Annotated in this window: 20 protein-coding genes; 12 read left to right on the top strand and 8 right to left on the bottom strand. The window is 41.5% G+C overall.

Annotated elements, in window-relative coordinates; all coding sequences use genetic code 11:
- The first annotated feature begins 59 nt into the window (after window positions 1–59).
- The gene (locus V7K89_RS05605; RefSeq protein ID WP_335185123.1) at window positions 60–1,064 is read left to right on the top strand and encodes a transaldolase; all 1,005 of its coding nucleotides are present in this window, start codon (window positions 60–62) and stop codon (window positions 1,062–1,064) included.
- Between the two features lie 234 nt (window positions 1,065–1,298).
- Here V7K89_RS05605 and psbN read toward each other — a convergent pair whose 3' ends face one another.
- Window positions 1,299–1,430 (bottom strand): photosystem II reaction center protein PsbN, encoded by a 132-nt coding sequence (gene psbN / locus V7K89_RS05610; RefSeq protein ID WP_335185124.1) that lies wholly within the window; start codon window positions 1,428–1,430, stop codon window positions 1,299–1,301.
- Between the two features lie 85 nt (window positions 1,431–1,515).
- Here psbN and psbH point away from each other — a divergent pair, with 85 nt between their 5' ends.
- The 5 genes from psbH (at window position 1,516) to pth (ending at window position 6,885) form a co-directional block, all read left to right on the top strand.
- Window positions 1,516–1,719, top strand: coding sequence for a photosystem II reaction center phosphoprotein PsbH (psbH, locus tag V7K89_RS05615; RefSeq protein ID WP_094348882.1), 204 nt, complete (start codon window positions 1,516–1,518; stop codon window positions 1,717–1,719).
- 431 nt (window positions 1,720–2,150) lie between these two features.
- Window positions 2,151–2,504 carry a hypothetical protein gene (locus V7K89_RS05620; RefSeq protein ID WP_335185126.1) on the top strand — a complete coding sequence of 118 codons (354 nt, stop codon included), beginning with the start codon at window positions 2,151–2,153 and terminating at the stop codon, window positions 2,502–2,504.
- Window positions 2,486–5,536, top strand: a complete 3,051-nt coding sequence (locus V7K89_RS05625; RefSeq protein ID WP_335185128.1) for an SUMF1/EgtB/PvdO family nonheme iron enzyme — start codon at window positions 2,486–2,488, stop codon at window positions 5,534–5,536. The genes V7K89_RS05620 and V7K89_RS05625 overlap by 19 nt, the downstream gene beginning before the upstream one ends.
- 404 nt (window positions 5,537–5,940) lie before the next feature.
- Window positions 5,941–6,213 (top strand): TatA/E family twin arginine-targeting protein translocase, encoded by a 273-nt coding sequence (locus tag V7K89_RS05630; RefSeq protein WP_334913718.1) that lies wholly within the window; start codon window positions 5,941–5,943, stop codon window positions 6,211–6,213.
- Between the two features lie 30 nt (window positions 6,214–6,243).
- Complete coding sequence (gene pth / locus V7K89_RS05635; protein WP_335185130.1) at window positions 6,244–6,885, top strand: aminoacyl-tRNA hydrolase; 642 nt, start codon at window positions 6,244–6,246, stop codon at window positions 6,883–6,885.
- 274 nt (window positions 6,886–7,159) lie between these two features.
- Here the strand turns inward: pth and rpsU are convergent, their stop codons facing one another.
- A complete protein-coding gene (gene rpsU / locus V7K89_RS05640) occupies window positions 7,160–7,339 on the bottom strand; it encodes a 30S ribosomal protein S21 (protein ID WP_069073049.1) in 180 nt (59 codons plus the stop codon).
- A gap of 300 nt (window positions 7,340–7,639) precedes the next feature.
- Window positions 7,640–7,984 (bottom strand): hypothetical protein, encoded by a 345-nt coding sequence (locus V7K89_RS05645; protein ID WP_335185132.1) that lies wholly within the window; start codon window positions 7,982–7,984, stop codon window positions 7,640–7,642.
- Between the two features lie 406 nt (window positions 7,985–8,390).
- Here V7K89_RS05645 and V7K89_RS05650 point away from each other — a divergent pair, with 406 nt between their 5' ends.
- Window positions 8,391–9,233 (top strand): SPFH domain-containing protein, encoded by an 843-nt coding sequence (locus V7K89_RS05650; protein ID WP_335185134.1) that lies wholly within the window; start codon window positions 8,391–8,393, stop codon window positions 9,231–9,233.
- Here V7K89_RS05650 and folP read toward each other — a convergent pair.
- Together folP and tpiA are read right to left on the bottom strand one after the other, a co-directional pair.
- Complete coding sequence (gene folP, locus V7K89_RS05655) at window positions 9,230–10,090, bottom strand: dihydropteroate synthase (protein WP_335185136.1); 861 nt, start codon at window positions 10,088–10,090, stop codon at window positions 9,230–9,232. The two genes, V7K89_RS05650 and folP, sit on opposite strands and share 4 nt — an antisense overlap.
- A 52-nt stretch (window positions 10,091–10,142) precedes the next feature.
- Window positions 10,143–10,874, bottom strand: coding sequence for a triose-phosphate isomerase (gene tpiA / locus V7K89_RS05660; RefSeq protein WP_335185153.1), 732 nt, complete (start codon window positions 10,872–10,874; stop codon window positions 10,143–10,145).
- Window positions 10,875–11,095: 221 nt separating this feature from the next.
- Between tpiA and V7K89_RS05665 the strand changes: the two genes are divergently transcribed.
- Window positions 11,096–12,577 carry a GTP-binding protein gene (locus V7K89_RS05665; protein ID WP_335185138.1) on the top strand — a complete coding sequence of 494 codons (1,482 nt, stop codon included), beginning with the start codon at window positions 11,096–11,098 and terminating at the stop codon, window positions 12,575–12,577.
- A gap of 322 nt (window positions 12,578–12,899) precedes the next feature.
- Here V7K89_RS05665 and V7K89_RS05670 read toward each other — a convergent pair whose 3' ends face one another.
- Both V7K89_RS05670 and hisF read right to left on the bottom strand, forming a co-directional pair.
- On the bottom strand, window positions 12,900–13,091 hold the full coding sequence (locus V7K89_RS05670) for a hypothetical protein (protein ID WP_335185140.1): 192 nt from the start codon (window positions 13,089–13,091) through the stop codon (window positions 12,900–12,902).
- 99 nt (window positions 13,092–13,190) lie between these two features.
- Window positions 13,191–13,964, bottom strand: a complete 774-nt coding sequence (gene hisF / locus V7K89_RS05675; protein ID WP_335185141.1) for an imidazole glycerol phosphate synthase subunit HisF — start codon at window positions 13,962–13,964, stop codon at window positions 13,191–13,193.
- A gap of 239 nt (window positions 13,965–14,203) precedes the next feature.
- Here hisF and ruvB point away from each other — a divergent pair, with 239 nt between their 5' ends.
- From ruvB to V7K89_RS05695, 4 genes are all read left to right on the top strand, one after another.
- On the top strand, window positions 14,204–15,301 hold the full coding sequence (ruvB, locus tag V7K89_RS05680; protein WP_335185143.1) for a Holliday junction branch migration DNA helicase RuvB: 1,098 nt from the start codon (window positions 14,204–14,206) through the stop codon (window positions 15,299–15,301).
- Window positions 15,302–15,498: 197 nt separating this feature from the next.
- Window positions 15,499–16,302 carry a tetratricopeptide repeat protein gene (locus V7K89_RS05685; RefSeq protein ID WP_335185145.1) on the top strand — a complete coding sequence of 268 codons (804 nt, stop codon included), beginning with the start codon at window positions 15,499–15,501 and terminating at the stop codon, window positions 16,300–16,302.
- A 129-nt stretch (window positions 16,303–16,431) separates the two neighbouring features.
- The gene (locus tag V7K89_RS05690; RefSeq protein WP_335185147.1) at window positions 16,432–16,674 is read left to right on the top strand and encodes a hypothetical protein; all 243 of its coding nucleotides are present in this window, start codon (window positions 16,432–16,434) and stop codon (window positions 16,672–16,674) included.
- Window positions 16,675–16,742: 68 nt separating this feature from the next.
- A complete protein-coding gene (locus tag V7K89_RS05695; RefSeq protein WP_335185149.1) occupies window positions 16,743–17,018 on the top strand; it encodes a hypothetical protein in 276 nt (91 codons plus the stop codon).
- 111 nt (window positions 17,019–17,129) lie between these two features.
- Here V7K89_RS05695 and V7K89_RS05700 read toward each other — a convergent pair.
- Window positions 17,130–17,518 (bottom strand): cytochrome P450 (locus tag V7K89_RS05700; RefSeq protein ID WP_335185151.1); only part of this gene is annotated, 389 nt, incomplete at its 5' end.

Here is a 17,518-nt window from a genome sequence, read left to right on the forward strand (position 1 = left end):
CTAGAGTTTAAACAATTGGGGAATTTAGTAAATCCTAAACAAACATCACGGAGTATTTTATGTCCAAGAGTTTACTGGAACAATTGCGGAAAATGACTGTCGTGGTTGCGGATACGGGAGATATCCAGGCAATTGAAAAGTTCAAACCCCAAGATGCCACCACTAATCCTTCTCTGATTACTGCTGCGGCGCAAATGCCAGAATATCAGGAAGTTGTCGATCAAACTTTACTTCAGGCAAAAAAAGATGCTGGAGCCAAAGCTACGCAAACACAGATAGTTTCTTTAGCTTTTGACCGTCTGGCAGTTGCCTTTGGATTAAAGATTTTACAAATTATTCCCGGTCGCGTGTCTACGGAAGTGGATGCTCGCTTGTCTTACGATACCGAAGCTACCATTACCAAAGCACGGGAATTAATTGCCCAGTATAAAGCTGCCGGGATTGGCCGCGATCGCGTTTTGATTAAAATTGCCAGTACCTGGGAAGGTATTCGCGCTGCGGAAATTCTTGAAAAAGAAGGTATTCACTGTAACCTTACCTTGTTATTTGGTCTTCACCAAGCGATCGCCTGTGCAGAAGCTGGCGTTACTTTAATTTCTCCCTTCGTTGGCCGGATTCTTGACTGGTACAAAAAAGATACTGGACGTGATAGCTACCCAGCAGCCGAAGATCCAGGTGTTTTGTCCGTCACCAAAATCTACAACTACTACAAGAAATTTGGCTATAAAACCGAAGTTATGGGAGCTAGTTTCCGTAACGTTGGTGAAATTACTGAACTTGCAGGTAGTGATTTACTGACCATTTCACCGTCGCTTTTGGCTGAATTGCAAGCAACCATTGGAGAACTGCCACGTAAACTTGACCCTGCAAAGGTAGCAAACTTGTCAATCGAAAAGATATCCATTGACAAAGCCAGCTATGATAAGATGCACGCTGCTGACCGTATGGCAACTGACAAACTAGATGAAGGTATTAAAGGTTTCACCAAGGCATTAGAAGACCTTGAGAAACTTTTGGCAGACCGACTTGTTCGCCTGGAAGGAGAGGTAGTCGCAACCCATTAGGGACTACTTTCTAATTAAAAAACATCCAAACTAGTGTGCGTTACGGCTCAAGCCGTAACGTACTTCAAATATCAGGTCTGGATAATTAGTTATGATTGCCATAGTGATTTCACCCCACACGCCAGTTGCTCATCGAGGAAACCCTGACGAGCAACAGCAATGCTTGTTTACGTAGGTGTAGCCTGTCCTAGACATCGCACCAAAAATTTATGCTGCGGACATGATATGACTCTTTTAATCTTCATGGTCATCGAACGGATCGTTCAATTGCTTGCTAGGAGGGCCAAAGGAGGTATAAATCGAAATCCCGGTGATGGCAATCACCACGGCAGTTATAGAAATGCTAAGAACTATTGCGGGTTCCATAATTGAGAGATAGATGATCAGTGCTATTCTTATAGAATATTACAGAAGATTAAAAAAAGCTTTGGCAAGTAATCTTAGGTGAACTATGGCACAAAGGACTAGGTTGGGAGATATCCTGAAACCACTGAACTCTGAGTATGGGAAAGTGGCTCCAGGTTGGGGTACTACCCCTGTGATGGCTGTTTTTATGGCGCTATTTTTCGTGTTTCTGCTGATTATTCTGCAACTTTACAATAAATCACTGTTGGTTCAGGATGTATTTGTCGATTGGCGCAGTTTAGGACGCTAACACATACACAGCGAGCGAGTTTAGATAACAAGTTAAGTTACACCCGGTTCTTCCGGGTTTTTTTGTGAGTTGTGATTTGCTATTGAACAATAATTCAGCAGGTGTAGGTTGGGGAGTCACTGCGTTGGGCGGGTTTCCTGGCTTGAAGCAAGTGGCGTTTGAGGAACGGAACCCAACAAACTCTTGAGAATGTTGGGTTGCAGTTCCCTACGGGACGCTGTTCGCGTTCGTTCAACTCAACCTACATTTATTTTTTTCTCCCCAGAGTGACACAAGTGGGGTAGAAGCAAAACATCTGCCAAAAGAAAAAATGTCGTACTACAATATCACTAAGTATTACTTAGTCAAACAAAATTAAAAGTTAATCTAGCTTTTAAATACGAACTGCAAATACTATTGATGATCAAAAAATAAAACTTTTAGAGGTGTAAATGAGCGAAATTCCTCTCTGTAGCATAGTGATTTCATCCCAACTGCCCTTAGATGAAATAGAGTCATTAGAAACATTGCTGGGGATGAATTCAATCAATATGCAAAAGTCACCAAGTCGGATAGTAGGTGCAGATGATATAGTTTTTGTGGCTACAGTAATTGGAGGAGTAGCAGCAACAGCCAATTTAATAGAGTATAGTATCAAAGTTGCTAAGGCAATCAATAATTGGCGGCGAAAATTGCGAGAAAAAGGAACAGAACCAAAAGGCAGGTTAGAACATCCAAAACGTCCTCCACTGGATTTACGCACCGCTACTGATAAAGAAATAGAAGAATGGCTGTCTCAAAAGTAGCTGAAAAAATTCCTCTTAGTCCAGGGGTAGAAAAAGTTACTAAACAAGATAATTCGTTCAGTAATCAAATTCTCATCTTGTTTTCAGCCCCTCTGCTGACTGAAGAATTATCGCCAGTAGAGAATTTATTGCTCCAGGAAGAAATTGATGCCATTGCTTTGGTGTTAGAGGATATATCTCACCCTATAGCAGTGGAAATAGTGGTTAAAGTAGCCACCTCACAGACTCTACAAGATGTGTTGTCTCATCGTGTCAAACCACTGATTATTCATTTTATTGGTCATGGAATGACAGATCGGGATAGTACAGCTTTGGTGTTAGAAGATGAAGTGGGAATTACTCGTTCTTTTAGTGAAGAAGAACTGGCGATCGCCTTATCAAATCAAAACCAGCCACCCTGTCAATTAGCATTACTGAATGCCTGTCATTCTGAAAAGTTAGCTCAAGCTTTTGTAAATGCAGCAGTGTCTCATGTAATCGCGGTTAACGCTGAAGATAAAATTCTAGATGTTGCAGCCCGATGTTTTTCTCGACGACTTTATCAGGCATTATTCAATCAAGATTCAGTTGCGAATAGTTTTTTAGTGAGTCGTAATGCAGTTAAACTTGATGATAAATTAAGAAAACTATTTAACTCTCAGACTTTTCAGCAAGGAGTTAATTTCGATGAAGCCTTCAAATTTCGATTGTTACCCCAAACTGACCATAATCAATCGCTGATTATCGAACCAGCCGATTCTCACCAGGTTATCTATCCCCAGTGGTTAAATACTAATATTCCCCGTAAAGATCCAAACTTTGTCGGACGCAGGCAAGAAATACATCAGGTAATTAAAGAACTAGTAGAGTCGGATAAACGTTGTATTGCCCTTCATGGTATGGGAGGAATAGGTAAAACTGCCTTAGCTTATGCCATTGCTCAGTGGTTACATGAGCGCGATCGCTATAAGGATGGAGTTTGGTTTATTAGTTTGCGCGATACTGATTCTGTAGGAACGCTAATTACCAAAGTTACACAGAGTCTTGAATTAAGGAGTTTTGCTTTAGAGAAAGAGTTAAGGAATAGTCGATTGTTTCTGATTCTCGATGATTTGGATAGATTGATTGAAAAAGAATCTAATGAACTAATTGAACTTTTGAACTCACTTTTAGAACAGTGTCCTAATTTAAGACTGTTGTTAACTTGTCGTGATTCTTTAGTAAGGGATATTGATTGCCGTCAACAAGAAGTTTATAGCATGGGAGCTTCAGAAACGAGACAGATATTTAAAAAGTATGCACTATTAGAAGCAACATGGGGAGATAATGATGATTTGGCGTCAGATTTTAATCTTTTAGTAAAGTTTCTTGATGGCTATCCCTTACCCATTAAACTAGCAGCATCTTATATGGCAGAAACTCAATGTACTCTCAAGATGCTGTGTGAAGATTTGGACATTGAACCATTAGAAATTCTTGATGATTATTCTCCTGAACAAAGAAAAGAAAGAAGTCTGCGGATAACTTTAGAGCGCTCCTTTGAAATGTTATCAGTAGAAGGGCAAGATATATTTCCTTTATTAGCTTTTTTTCCTAGTGGGTTGAGTCGGGATTTAGCTATGGCTATTCGGGGCAGAAGTGGAAATAAGGCTTTAATGGAATTACTCAAGTTTTCAATGGCAGAAAAGTCTTCTACTGCATCTGATTGGAGAGTAACTTTACCCGAACCTGCCCGTACTTACGCAGAAAGTAAATTGCAAAAAGGAAGAGGAATTGACTATCTTGCTCCTCAAGTTTTGGATTTTTATAATGGCAATTTCTGTGATACAATTCTCAAGCTTTTAGGCAATAGAGATGAGAAGAAGGGGCAAGAGTTGCTTCTGCAAGAAAACTCAAACTTAATGTTGTTTATTGAATGGGGTTATGAGCATGAAATGAGTTCAGATAAAATCTGCCGCAGTGCGAGGATAACAGCTTCATTAAGTCCTTATTGGCGTTGGATTGAAGCGAATCAAGACCCTTTGGTTAGATTGGATTTGGCTTTACTAGCAGCCGAAAGAAATCAGGATCAAGTAGGAGAAGATTTGGTGAGAAATGCGATCGCTGCTTTTTCTTCTAGAGAAGTATTTAAAGATGTTCAATCTTTGGGACGAGAAAGTGACGATCTAGAGTCCTTTGAGTTTGAAAGCATCACCGTCAACCATCGCGGCGAAATCATCGAACGAGAAACAAAACTTGCCCAATACTTCACCGAAACTCTACAAAGCCCCTCTCTCAGTGGCATACTGGACATCACCCTCGATATGGTTGCCATCCCTGGTGGTACATTCATGATGGGTTCACCCCAAGGGGAAGGATATGACTTTGAAAAACCTCAACATAAAGTAAAGGTTCAACCCTTTTTTATAGGCAAGTACCCAGTCACCCAAGTACAATGGCAAGCAGTCACATCTCTCCCCCAAGTAAACTGCAAATTGCAGCCTGACCCATCCTATTTTAAAGGAGAAAATCTACCAGTTGAGGGAGTATCTTGGTTTGAAGCGGTGGAATTTTGCGATCGTCTTTCCCACCACACAGGTAAAAGCTACCGTCTTCCCACTGAAGTGGAATGGGAATATGCCTGTAGAGCCGGAACAATAACACCATTTCATTTTGGCGAAACAATTACATCAGAGTTAGCTAACTACGATGCTAACTATACTTACGGTGCTGGTGTGAAAGGAATATATCGAGAACAAACAACAGAAATAGGCAGTTTTGAAGTAGCTAACGCCTTTGGGTTATACGATATGCACGGAAACGTATGGGAATGGTGTCTTGATGATTGGCACAATAACTATGAAGGAGCGCCAACAGATGGCAGTGCTTGGTTTGACGATAATAACCTTTCTCAAAAACAAGAAAATGCCGTGCTGCGGGGCGGTTCCTTGATCATCAATCCTAGTTTCTGCCGTTCTGCGTCCCGCAACCTCAACGTTAGGGCGGTGCGTGACGGCATCAACACCCTTGTTGGTTTTCGTGTTGTTTGTACGGTTGGGAGGATTCTTCAGTAGCCCTTTATACTTTTCCTCTTTTGCCCTCCGCTCTTGTTCTTTTTTCCTTTTTTGTCGCCTTATGGAGACTCGAATTTTTTGGCACAAATATTAAGATTTTTTAATTTCAATGAAAGAATTATTAGTTATTCAAAAGACTTATGTAAGTGTTACAACCAAACAGTTACTTAACCCTACAGAAGAAATATATTAAGGCAGACGTAAAATTTTTGGCGGTGCGTTGCACTGCGCGATAATGCACCTATATTTAAATTTCTTAAGATAGCTGGAAATATTAGCGCTGACTTACTTAAAGCATCACTTGCTTATGGGACGATATCGCTTTCTATAATAGGCGATTATTGAGTAGACTACATAAATATGTGAGTTTATGTAGTGGTTTTAGAGTTTATCGGAGATAAAAAATGAATATATTTGGTATCGGTCTGCCGGAAATGGCTGTAATTATGGTAGTGGCGCTGTTAATCTTTGGCCCAAAGAAGCTGCCAGAGATTGGTCGGAGTGTGGGCAAAACAATTCGTAGTTTTCAAGAAGCTTCCAAGGAATTTCAAAGCGAGTTTCAAAAAGAAGCAGAACAGTTAGAAGAAACTGTAAAGACTACTGCTGAATTGGAACCTAAGCAAATCCACCCTGCTAAATCTGAGCAGGATACCGCTAGTTCTTCCCAACCTAGCTAGGATGTCGCATATCAATTGACTGTAGACAAAATGACAGAAGCTGTTACGCAACCAGCTTTGGTAATTCCACAACTAATCGTCGGGTTAGGGAATCCAGAAGCTAAGTATGACCAAACACGCCATAATATCGGCTTTGCTGCTGTAGAAAATCTCTCCCGTTCTTGGCGCATTTCCTTAACAGAAAACCGCAAGTTTCAAGGTGAGTATGGCGAGGGTATCGCCCCAAGTGGAGGTAAGATCCGCTTGCTAAAGCCGTTAACTTATATGAATCGCTCAGGACAAGCAATACAAGCGGTGACAAGTTGGTATAAATTGCCGCCTGAGTCAGTGTTGGTAATTTATGACGATATGGATTTGCCCTTGGGAAAAACTCGTTTGCGTTTATCTGGTTCGGCTGGGGGACACAACGGCATGAAAAGTGCGATCGCACATCTTAGTAGCCAAAACTTTCCCCGTTTGCGAATCGGTATTGGTAAACCCAAAGATGCAGCTAATAACGATGATTCCGGTGCTATCTCCCATGTATTAGGGCGATTTTCCGCTGCCGAGAATCAACAGATGTCTCTTGTACTTCAGTTCGTAGTTGAGTGTATTGAACTAAGTCTCAAACAGGGAGTAGAAAAGGCAATGAATGTTTGTAATAGCCGCACCATTAATAATTCTGAGTCTTAGGGCTGGATGAATACTGTCCTATCAGCTTATTAAAGAAAGTTAACTGATGTTTAAAGGCGCTTATTTTGGTTGATAGGCAGCGATTTTAGCTTACTCTATCTAACCAAGATAAAGCCTCTCACGCGCTCTGCGTATAAGAAAAACAACTGATTTACACCTAATTAGCGGTGCAGCAGATTTTGCTTAATGTTTGTATAGAATAATGGCGCTTTTGCTATTGCCTGTTTTCAGTCATAACCTACCTCAAGCAACACCGATATTACACCAAATAGGTTTATTTAAAACGTCTTGTGCGTCTAGCTGCCACTGCCTTACGTTTGCGTTTTTCTATCGGTGTTTCAAAGTGTCGATGATATTTCACATCAGCTAATATCCCAGCTTTGGAAACCTGGCGTTTAAACCGACGCAAAGCTGAGTCTATTCCTTCGTTCTCTCCTAGAACCACCTGGGTCATTCTTCCCTTTTCCTCATCATCAATAGTTTCCATTCTAATATTACCCTCAACCTTAGTAAAATCCCTTTGAGTTCAAGTCATGATTAAGGGGTATTCATACGGTTGAAGCGGGTTATGTGTACTTCTGTCTCGTGAAATCGCTACTTAATTAAAAGTTAATCTAAGTGCCCTAATGCACTCTCAGAAGCAATAGAGAAGATGGGAATATTATATAAACTTTTCTGGCTGTACTATCAACTAGCGAATAATGTAATCTTAGTTACTAAGGTAGATGAGCCAATATGACTATATTTACAGATTTTAAAAGTTGATTCTGCCCTCATTTAGTAATTTATATCCAGATGCTAATGCGGTAAAAGCAATTATGAAATTCCATAAGCTAGTTGGCTTTAAAATAACTCCACCGCTTAAGAAAATTAATACTATGCCAATGCCTAGAAAAATCCATCCCAAATTACCAGTTTCTCTTTGAAAAAAGACTAATGCAAATATACCTATCATCGTTGCCAAAACTGAAGCTGTAGCAGGTAAGCTACGATAAAAATATGAATAGTAACCGCTAACAAATATGATGTTTTGACCAAAAAAGTATAATCCTGTCAAAAGTAGAATTAAACCTATAAGTTTGATTAACAACCTGCCCATAATATTTTGATATTTTTAATAGCTGAAGCCAATTTTTATCCGATTATAGTGGTGTTTTTGAAATCATGCAAAAATTTACCTATAACTAATTCAGCTTACGTAAATATACTTAATAAAAATTCCGGCTGTCTGAAAATGCTAGTACAAGTAATGTTGATTACATTAATTAGTCCTTGCCAGGGTTTTATCAAGGTGCTTTAATAGCGATGTCTGACGACAAGAAGCAGAGCTTCTACGCATTCTGCAAAACAGTCTTACTTACAGAATATGTACAAAACTTGCAGTGACTCGACATCGCTACTGGTGTTGATAAAATTACAGACTCAAAACATTAAACTCAAAGATATGACAAGCTAGTAGCATATCTTTGACATTAAATTCTCCCCAAAGCTGAATAGGAGCATAAATGGAGCCAATTATTGCTATAGTTTTAGCCCTTATAGGTTATGCCTTAGGTTCTGCAAAACTGATTAATCAAGGAAATGAAGCCCTAGTCGAACGCTTAGGACGGTATCATCGGAAACTTAAACCGGGGCTAAACTTTATTGTTCCCTTGGTCGATCAGATTGTGATGGAAGATACTACACGAGAGCAGTTTTTAGACATCAAACCTCAGAATGTGATCACCCAAGACAATATTTACGTAGAAGTGGATGCTATTGTATACTGGCGGATTCGAGATATTGAGAGAAGCTTTTACGCGATTGAGGATCTGCAAGGGTCATTGACACAGATAACCACAACCACGCTGCGAGAAATCATTGCTCAGAATACTCTAGAGCAGACCAACGTCTCTAGATCGGAGATGGACTCAGCGATCTTAGACCAGTTGAATAGTGTAACGGCAGATTGGGGAGTTGATATACTCCGGTTAGATATTCAGAGAATTACTCTACCTGAGAGTGTCCGAAAATCTAGAGAAGAGGAACAAGCCGCCGTCATCAAAAAACGGGCACTGATTACCGAAGCAGAAGGGGAAAAGGAAGCTGCTATAAAAAAAGCAGAAGGAACTATGGCTTCAGTGCAAATCATTTCTCAAGCTCTACGTTCCAATCCCGACAGTAGGGACATTCTGCGGTATCTTGTAGCTCAAGATTACGTAGATGCCAGCCAAAAACTTGGCGAAAGCAGTAATGCCAAAATTGTCTTTGTAGACCCAGCTAACTCAAGTGAAATGTTTCAGGAGTTGATAGCCCACCCAGGAGAAAATCAAGAAGGTAACGGCAAATACGAAAACGGTAATACTTAACAATCACCTTGTGCGGCTTGTCTCAATAGGGCATCAGCTACTAGTGAAACATCACGCATTTCTTGAACATCGTGAACTCGGAGGATATCAGCGCCATTAAAAATAGCAGCACAACAAGCTGCTGCCGTTCCCCAAACTCGTGCTTTGGGATCTGGTTGATTTAAAATCCGACCAATGAAACTTTTACGAGATGCTCCTACTAAGATAGGGCAGTTGAGTGAGGCGAGCGATCGCAAGCCGCGAAAAATTTCTAAATTTTGCTTATAGTTTTTAGCAAAACCAATACCAGGATCGATAATAATTTTATCCAGGTCAATGCCCGCAGTAGTTGCTGCCTGAATTTGCCGAGCCAAAAAACTAGAAATCTCACCGAGCAAATCTTGATAATCAGTCTGTTGTTGCATTGTCTGTGGTGTTCCCCGGATGTGCATTAAAATCATCGGCACACCTAACTCTGCGACTGTTGCCAACATTTCTGAGTCAAAAGTACCGCCAGAAATATCATTAATAATATCTGCTCCAGCTTCTACAGATGCCTGGGCTACAGCAGCACGGGTTGTATCTACAGAAATCGGAACTGAAATCTCTGGTCTTAGCACCTGTAATACCGATAGTACCCGGTCAAGTTCCTCCCTCAGAGTTATTTGCTTTGCCCCTGGTCGAGTTGATTGACCGCCCACATCGATGATGTCAGCACCACTAGCCACCAGTGCTTGCGCCTGAACTAAAGCGGTAGAGGAAGTGTTAAATTCACCCCCATCACTAAAGCTATCGGGCGTTACATTTAAAATGCCCATTAAATAAGTCCGCTGTCCCCAATCGAAACAGCGTCCTCGAATTATCAAGTTCCTTGGCATAAATTTACATAAGGCATTCCCATGCAGAGCATGGGAATGAGAAAAAGGCACATCACACTGACTGAAAATTCACAATCCGAGCGAAACTCTCAGGTTCTAGACTTGCTCCTCCTACTAAAACACCATCAATTTCTGGTTGAGCCATGATCTCATCAATATTATTCGGCTTGACTGAGCCGCCATATTGGATTGATACATTCGGATTACTCAACTGACTACGAATTAAGCCAATTATCCGATTCGCCTCCGTTACTTCACACGTATCACCAGTACCAATCGCCCAAATTGGTTCGTAGGCAATCACCAAATTTTCCTGATCAATATCCACCAACCCCTTGTCGAGTTGGAGAGTAATCAGTGATTCAGTTTCTCCCGCATCTCGTTGTTGTTTAGTTTCACCAACACAGAGAATTGGGGTCAAACCAAACCTTTGGGCAGTTCTGAGGCGTAGATTAACGGTGGCGTCCGTTTCACAAAAGTATTGCCGTCGTTCGCTATGACCAACAATTACAAAGCGCACACCAATTTCTGCGAGCATTGGGGCAGAAATCTCACCCGTATAAGCTCCAAATTCTTCCCAGTGGACATTTTGTGCCCCCAGGTGGATGACGCTACCATGCAAACTCTTAGACAAAACGCTTAAATCAGTGAACGGAGAGCACAATACCACTTCTCGCCCTTGGGGGGTTTCTTCTAAGTGGGGCAGAAATCCTTGTAAAAACTCCTGGGTTTCTGCCTGGGTTTTGAACATTTTCCAGTTGCCGGCAATAACGATTTTCCGCACAGGTAATTTAGTCAAGATCCTAACGCGTTATATTAGATGCATTTTTCAGTTTATGACTTTTTGTTAGTCATTAGTCATTGGTCATTGGTCATTTGTCATTAGTCATTAGGTATTAGAGATTGAAGAAAAGCCCAGTCCCCAGTCTTAATACCCAAACCTCTGTTAAAAATAACTAGGATAAGAGACAGGGCTAATTTAAAAATCCCAAATCTAAAATTAATATGACTTCGACATTGCCCGTGCCTGAACCTCATCAAAGCGACTCTGCTAACACTGACGCAAATTCTCTCAGCTGGGAGGAAGAATTGGATACTGCTATTTTCAGTTTTGAAGACATTCAGACGGAACTGAACTATAAACAAGCACAAACAGCGTTGCGAAACTTAGTAGCCAATCTCGATCTTACTCCCCAAGAAAAAACTGGGTTAGAGACGGAAATTGCTGAGTTGGAAACCATGCTGGGAAAGTTAGACCGCATGGTGGTGCAGATTGCAGCTTTTGGCATGGTGGGACGTGGTAAGTCTTCGCTACTCAATGCTTTGGTTGGGCAAACGGTATTTGAAACTGGACCGCTGCACGGTGTCACCCGTGTTGCACAAAGAGTTAATTGGAGTATTAGCGAGGAGGCGATTGGGGAAAGTGAACGTGCTTTGCGTGTCACTCTCCCTAGTGTAGGTCAATCTCAGGTGGAATTAATTGATACTCCCGGGTTAGATGAAGTAGATGGTGCAACCCGCGCCGCCTTAGCCGAACAGATTGCCAAACAAGCAGATTTGATTCTATTTGTGATCTCTGGTGATATGACAAAGTTAGAATACACTGCCCTTTCTCAGTTGCGGGAAGCAGGTAAACCGATCATTCTGGTGTTTAACAAAGTAGATCAGTATCCAGAAGCAGATCGGATGGCAATTTATCATAAAATCCGGGATGAAAGGGTGCGGGAATTACTCACTCCTCTAGAAATTGTCATGGCTGCGGCATCGCCATTGGTGAAGACGGCGATTCGTCGCCCTGATGGTACGAAGGGCATACAGTTACGTACAGGAAATGCCCAAGTCGAGGAACTGAAGCTGAAAATATTGGAAATTCTGCATCGTGAGGGTAAAGCCTTGGTTGCCCTCAATACTATGCTTTATGCCGACATTGTAAATGAGCAGTTGATAGAACGAAAACTGATAATTCGGGAACAGAATGCCAATCAGTTGATTTGGAAAGCTGTGATGACTAAGGCATTAGCGATCGCACTTAATCCCGTAACTGTGGTAGATATTCTCAGTAGTGTAGTAATTGATATTGCTCTGATTTTAGGTTTATCTAAACTCTATGGCTTCTCCATGACGGAAGCTGGGGCTGTACAATTGCTACAAAAAATCGCCCTGAGTATGGGCGGCATCGGTGCTAGTGAATTATTAGCAAATTTAGGCTTGAGTGGATTAAAAACTTTACTTGGAATCTCTGCAACAGCTACGGGTGGTATTGCCCTAGGCCCTTATATATCGGTAGCAATCACCCAAGGAGGAGTAGCTGGTGTTTCTTCTTACGGAATTGGACAAGTGACCAAAGTTTATTTAGCCAATGGCGCAACTTGGGGGCCTGATGGGCCAAAAGCAGTGATTAATCGGATTTTGGCAAACTTGGATGAAACTTCAATTCTTAACCGTATTAAAGATGAATTACTTTACAAAGTAAAACTCAAAAAGTGATGCATAAATAAGGTTTGGTTATCCAGATATTTCCTGAGAGCTGATTCGTCAATAAAAGCTTAAGGTGCCATTCACTTTACCATCAGACGAATCAATCAGCCATCAATCATTGCTTCACTTAACTTTTTAGCTCTGTCTAAAACTCATAATCCTGACTCAAACGCCGAAATCAATTGCGACATCTAATTTGTAAATGTACAGTTGTGCTACCAACTGCACTATAAACCCTTAAAATAAATTATGTATAATCACTTAATTATTACTATGTCAAACTTTTTCTAGAAACCAAATTTTAAATACCTCCTTTCGCACTTAGCACTCTCTAGGTTACTTGCAACAAATAGGTCATACAATGCCCCATCAAAAAGTAAACTACTAACATGGCAGCAGCAGCCAGAGCAACCAATGTACCAGCCAACATTAGAGAAAATTCTTTACTTGCGTAAGCTTTTTCCATTAAATGCAGCGACCACGCTACTAGGGCTACATCAAAAAGTAAAATAGGAAGCAACATTTTTCTTAATATTTGTTAATACTTGTAAAATAATCTTAACATCCTTTTCGGCAAGTGTGTCTAACCTTAGATAGATGTCATTAAATGAGAAATGGTGGATCAACAGAATGTTCTGACTGGCACGTTGCGATCGCGCAAGTAACTTTTAATTTCTGCTACGCTTAATTGTCCGTAATGTAGCAGTGACGCGAGTAATGCAGCTTCAGCTTTGCCTTCAGTTAGGGCAGTGTAGATATGTTCACAATTACCTGCACCACCAGAAGCAATAACTGGAATTTCTACAGCATCGGCAATTGCCCGTGTAATCTCAATGTCATACCCAGCTTGGGTTCCATCAGCATCCATACTTGTAACTAGCAGTTCTCCTGCCCCCCGTTTTTCAACTTCTTGTGCCCACAATAGAGCATCTAAGCCTGTATTTTCTCTGCCACCCCGCACATACACATCCCAACCTGGAAAATCCAGGTTATTTCTGCGTCTGGCATCAATAGCAACAACTATGCACTGATTACCAAAGCGATCGCTTGCCCGATTAATCAAGTCTGGTTCCCGCACTGCCGCAGAATTAATACTAACCTTATCTGCGCCCGCTCGTAACAAAGCTTTAACATTTTCTAAGGATTGAATCCCACCACCTACAGTCAATGGAATAAAGACCTGTTCAGCAGTGCGGTAGACCACATCTAAAATTGTCACTCGGTCTTCATGAGTAGCTGTAATATCCAGAAATACTAACTCATCAGCACCGGCTTCGTTGTAAACCTTGGCCAGCTCTACCGGATCGCCTGCATCTTGGAGATTGACAAAGTTAACTCCTTTTACAACCCGTCCCGCCTTCACATCTAGGCACGGTAAGATTCTTTTAGATAGCATAATAACTTTTGTACTTCTGGATAATTGACCGAAATTTAAATTTTAAATTGGCGCGGGTATTCTCAAACGAAAATTTTCATAAGTATTGGGCATGGGGAAGAGGCAGAGGGGCAGGGAGCAGGGAGCAGAGGGGAAAGAGGTAATTCTTTATTCTCCCCCTTGTCCCCTGTGCTCCCTCATCCCCACTCCCCAGTCCCCAGTTCCCAGTCCCTAGTCCCTTAAAAGTAGATAGCTGAATTATGGCGATAATCTCCTCGAAAAAACAGCCTCCAGAACCTAACGGAGAACCAAAGCAGCGTCGAGAGTCGGCGGAAGCACAATCTAGAGAAAATATTTTGCAGCCTGAAGCTGCTATTGATGAGCAACAGCAAGAAGAAGGTATTCGACCACACCGATTTGCTGATTACATTGGGCAAAAAGATTTAAAGGATGTGCTAGATATTGCCATTAAAGCAGCTAAGTCTCGTGGTGAGGTACTGGATCACTTGCTGCTGTATGGGCCGCCGGGATTGGGCAAAACCACAATGGCAATGATTTTAGCGTCGGAAATGGGGGTAAATTACAAAATTACTAGTGCGCCAGCCTTAGAACGTCCACGAGATATTGTTGGGCTATTGGTAAATCTCAAGCCAGGGGATATCTTATTTGTGGATGAAATTCATCGCCTCTCGCGAATGACGGAGGAAATTCTCTATCCAGCAATGGAAGATTATCGCTTAGATATTACCATTGGTAAGGGTTCTAGCGCTCGCATCAGAAGTTTGCCACTATCAAAATTTACCTTAGTAGGGGCTACAACTCGTGTGGGTGCTTTAACTTCACCATTGCGCGATCGCTTTGGTTTGATTCAAAAACTGCGATTTTACGAAGTTAACGAACTAACCAAAATTGTAGTGCGAACTGCTCAGTTACTCAAAACCCCCGTTACAGAAGATGGCGCTACAGAAATTGCCCGTCGGTCACGCGGAACACCACGTATTGCAAATAGACTACTTAAAAGAGTACGTGATTATGCGGAGGTTAAACTATCTGGTGAGATTAATGAAAACGTTGCATCTGAAGCATTGCAACTATTTCAAGTAGATCCCTGCGGTTTAGATTGGACAGACCGCCAGATGCTAAGTGTAATAATTGAACAATTTAATGGTGGCCCAGTGGGGTTAGAAACAATGGCAGCAGCGACGGGTGAAGATACTCAAACAATTGAAGAGGTGTACGAACCTTACCTCATGCAAATTGGGTATTTAACTCGAACTCATCGTGGGAGGATGGCAACAAAAGCAGCATACAAGCATTTGGGGTTTACGCCGCCTAATGAACAGTTGTCATTATTGTAATTATGGGAAGTGGGCATGAGGCATGGGGGATTGAGCATTGAGAAGAGACAAGGGAGACAAGCAAAAGGAGGAAGACAAGGGAGAGATTTATTCAATAATTCTCCCTTGTCTCCCTTATCTTCTCATCTCCCGCTGCTCCCCTGCCTCTTTTTCCACTCCCCACTCCACACGTTCAAGATAGACACAGGTAAACCTAGATGATTAAGTTGATTGGTATTTTTCTCAGTCTGTTACTTGTGTTTGGCTGGGGTACACCAGTTATGGCACAATCTCAACCGCCCATTACTCAAGAACAGTTAAAACAAGGTGATGAGTGGGCAAATCAAGCGTTTATTGCGACGAATCAAGGTGATTTTGCTAGGGCTGAAACTTACTGGACAAAGATTATTGAGCAATTTCCTACCAATGCTGGGGCGTGGAGTAATCGGGGAAATTCGCGGGTGAGTCAGAATAAATTGCAAGAGGCGCTGGCAGATTATAACAAAGCCATAGAACTAGCGCCGAATGTCACTGATCCATATTTGAATCGAGGTGCGGCGTTAGAAGGGTTGGGAAAATGGAAAGATGCGATCGCAGATTATAATCGTGTTCTAGAACTCGATCCTAATGATGCGATGGCGTATAACAATCGCGGTAATGCCACAGCAGGTTTGGGAAAATGGGATTTGGCGATCGCAGACTACAAAAAATCTAATGAGATAGCCCCAAATTTTGCCTTCGCCCGTGCTAACTACGCCCTCGCTCTTTATGAAACTGGTCAAAAAGACCAAGCAATCCGTGAAATGCGGAATATTGTCCGTAAATATCCTAAGTTTGCTGATATGCGTGCCGCCCTGACAGCTGCCTATTGGGTAAATGGAGAACAAGGTGAAGCCGAAAGTAACTGGGTAGCAGCTTATGGACTTGATAGCCGTTATAAGGACATCAACTGGGTAACAAATATCCGCCGTTGGCCGCCCAGTATGGTATCAGCTTTAAATAAATTCTTGAAACTGGAATAATGGCATTTTTAAGTTATTTTTACAACCTACAACAGAGGGATTTACTGTATGTATTTTTTGTATTATTTTGTGGAGCGAAGATATATGCATTTATGATGAAACTGATTAAAATGGGATTCTCTGGCAACGATGTCAATTACCGCTGCATTATATGACCAATTTTCAATTCGTGTTTCTGCTGAAGATATTTTAAAACTGAATTCTTGCAATTCAATTGAGCAAATAATTACTACCTATACAGAAAATGATTTTCCTGATAGTTTGAGCGTCGAAACTAGTCCTATCCAAGATACTAAGATTCCCAATAATTCAGAACTTCTTCCAGAGCAGAAATTCAAGAAATTCAGAAATCTTGTTCCATTCTGGTACTAAATCTTAAAGACCGCTTTGGTGATTATGGTCTTGTTGGTGTAGCAATTCTTCAACAGAACGACGGATGTTTGTTTATAGATACCTTCCTAATCAGCTGTCGTGCTTTGGGACGTGGAGTAGAGCAATCCTTTTTAAGAAGTATTTTTGACTTTGCTACTCAAAAGAATTTAACTAAAATTATTGCTCCTTACAGTTCAAGTTCACGAAACGAGCAAGTTAAGGCTTTTCTTTTGAACATAGGTTTTTTGCAAAAGCAATCAGACATTCTAGAAGCTGAGGTCGCCATCGCTCCCAAAAAGCCTGAGCATGTTAAAATTCTGGTTCGGTTGCCAGAATTAGTTTAGTTAAGACCTGCTTTGGAGGCAACTATTAATGTTACACGCCTCCAGAGATACAATGCGTAGTTTACCGCCGTAGGCATCGCTCCCACCCGATCTCATATTATTTCAGACTTTCTATACTACAGTCGTCTCAAGTAGTCGTTGATTTTGCTCACGCCTCCCAGTCACCATCATCTGTACACCCCCTTTTGGCCCCAACAGCGCGCCCTTACGTGCTGGCTGCACTGATTTGCTATCAGCTAATTCTATCTGCCAGCGAGACAGCACTGTTGCCAAAACCACCTTCATCTCAAACAGGGCAAATGCCATCCCAATACAGCGACGGTTCCCACCGCCAAAGGGCAAATACTCAGAAGAAGTAAATTGTCGTTCCAAAAAACGCTCTGGCTTAAATTGCTTCGGCTGAGGATATATAGCAGTTCCTGCTTGAGTGCAATACAGTATGGGATGATGGAGTATATCAACGTCTAAGTGCCTGTAGAATGAAACCTTACTCCTGTGAT

Source organism: Nostoc sp. (assembly GCF_036917515.1).
Lineage (GTDB): Bacteria > Cyanobacteriota > Cyanobacteriia > Cyanobacteriales > Nostocaceae > Nostoc.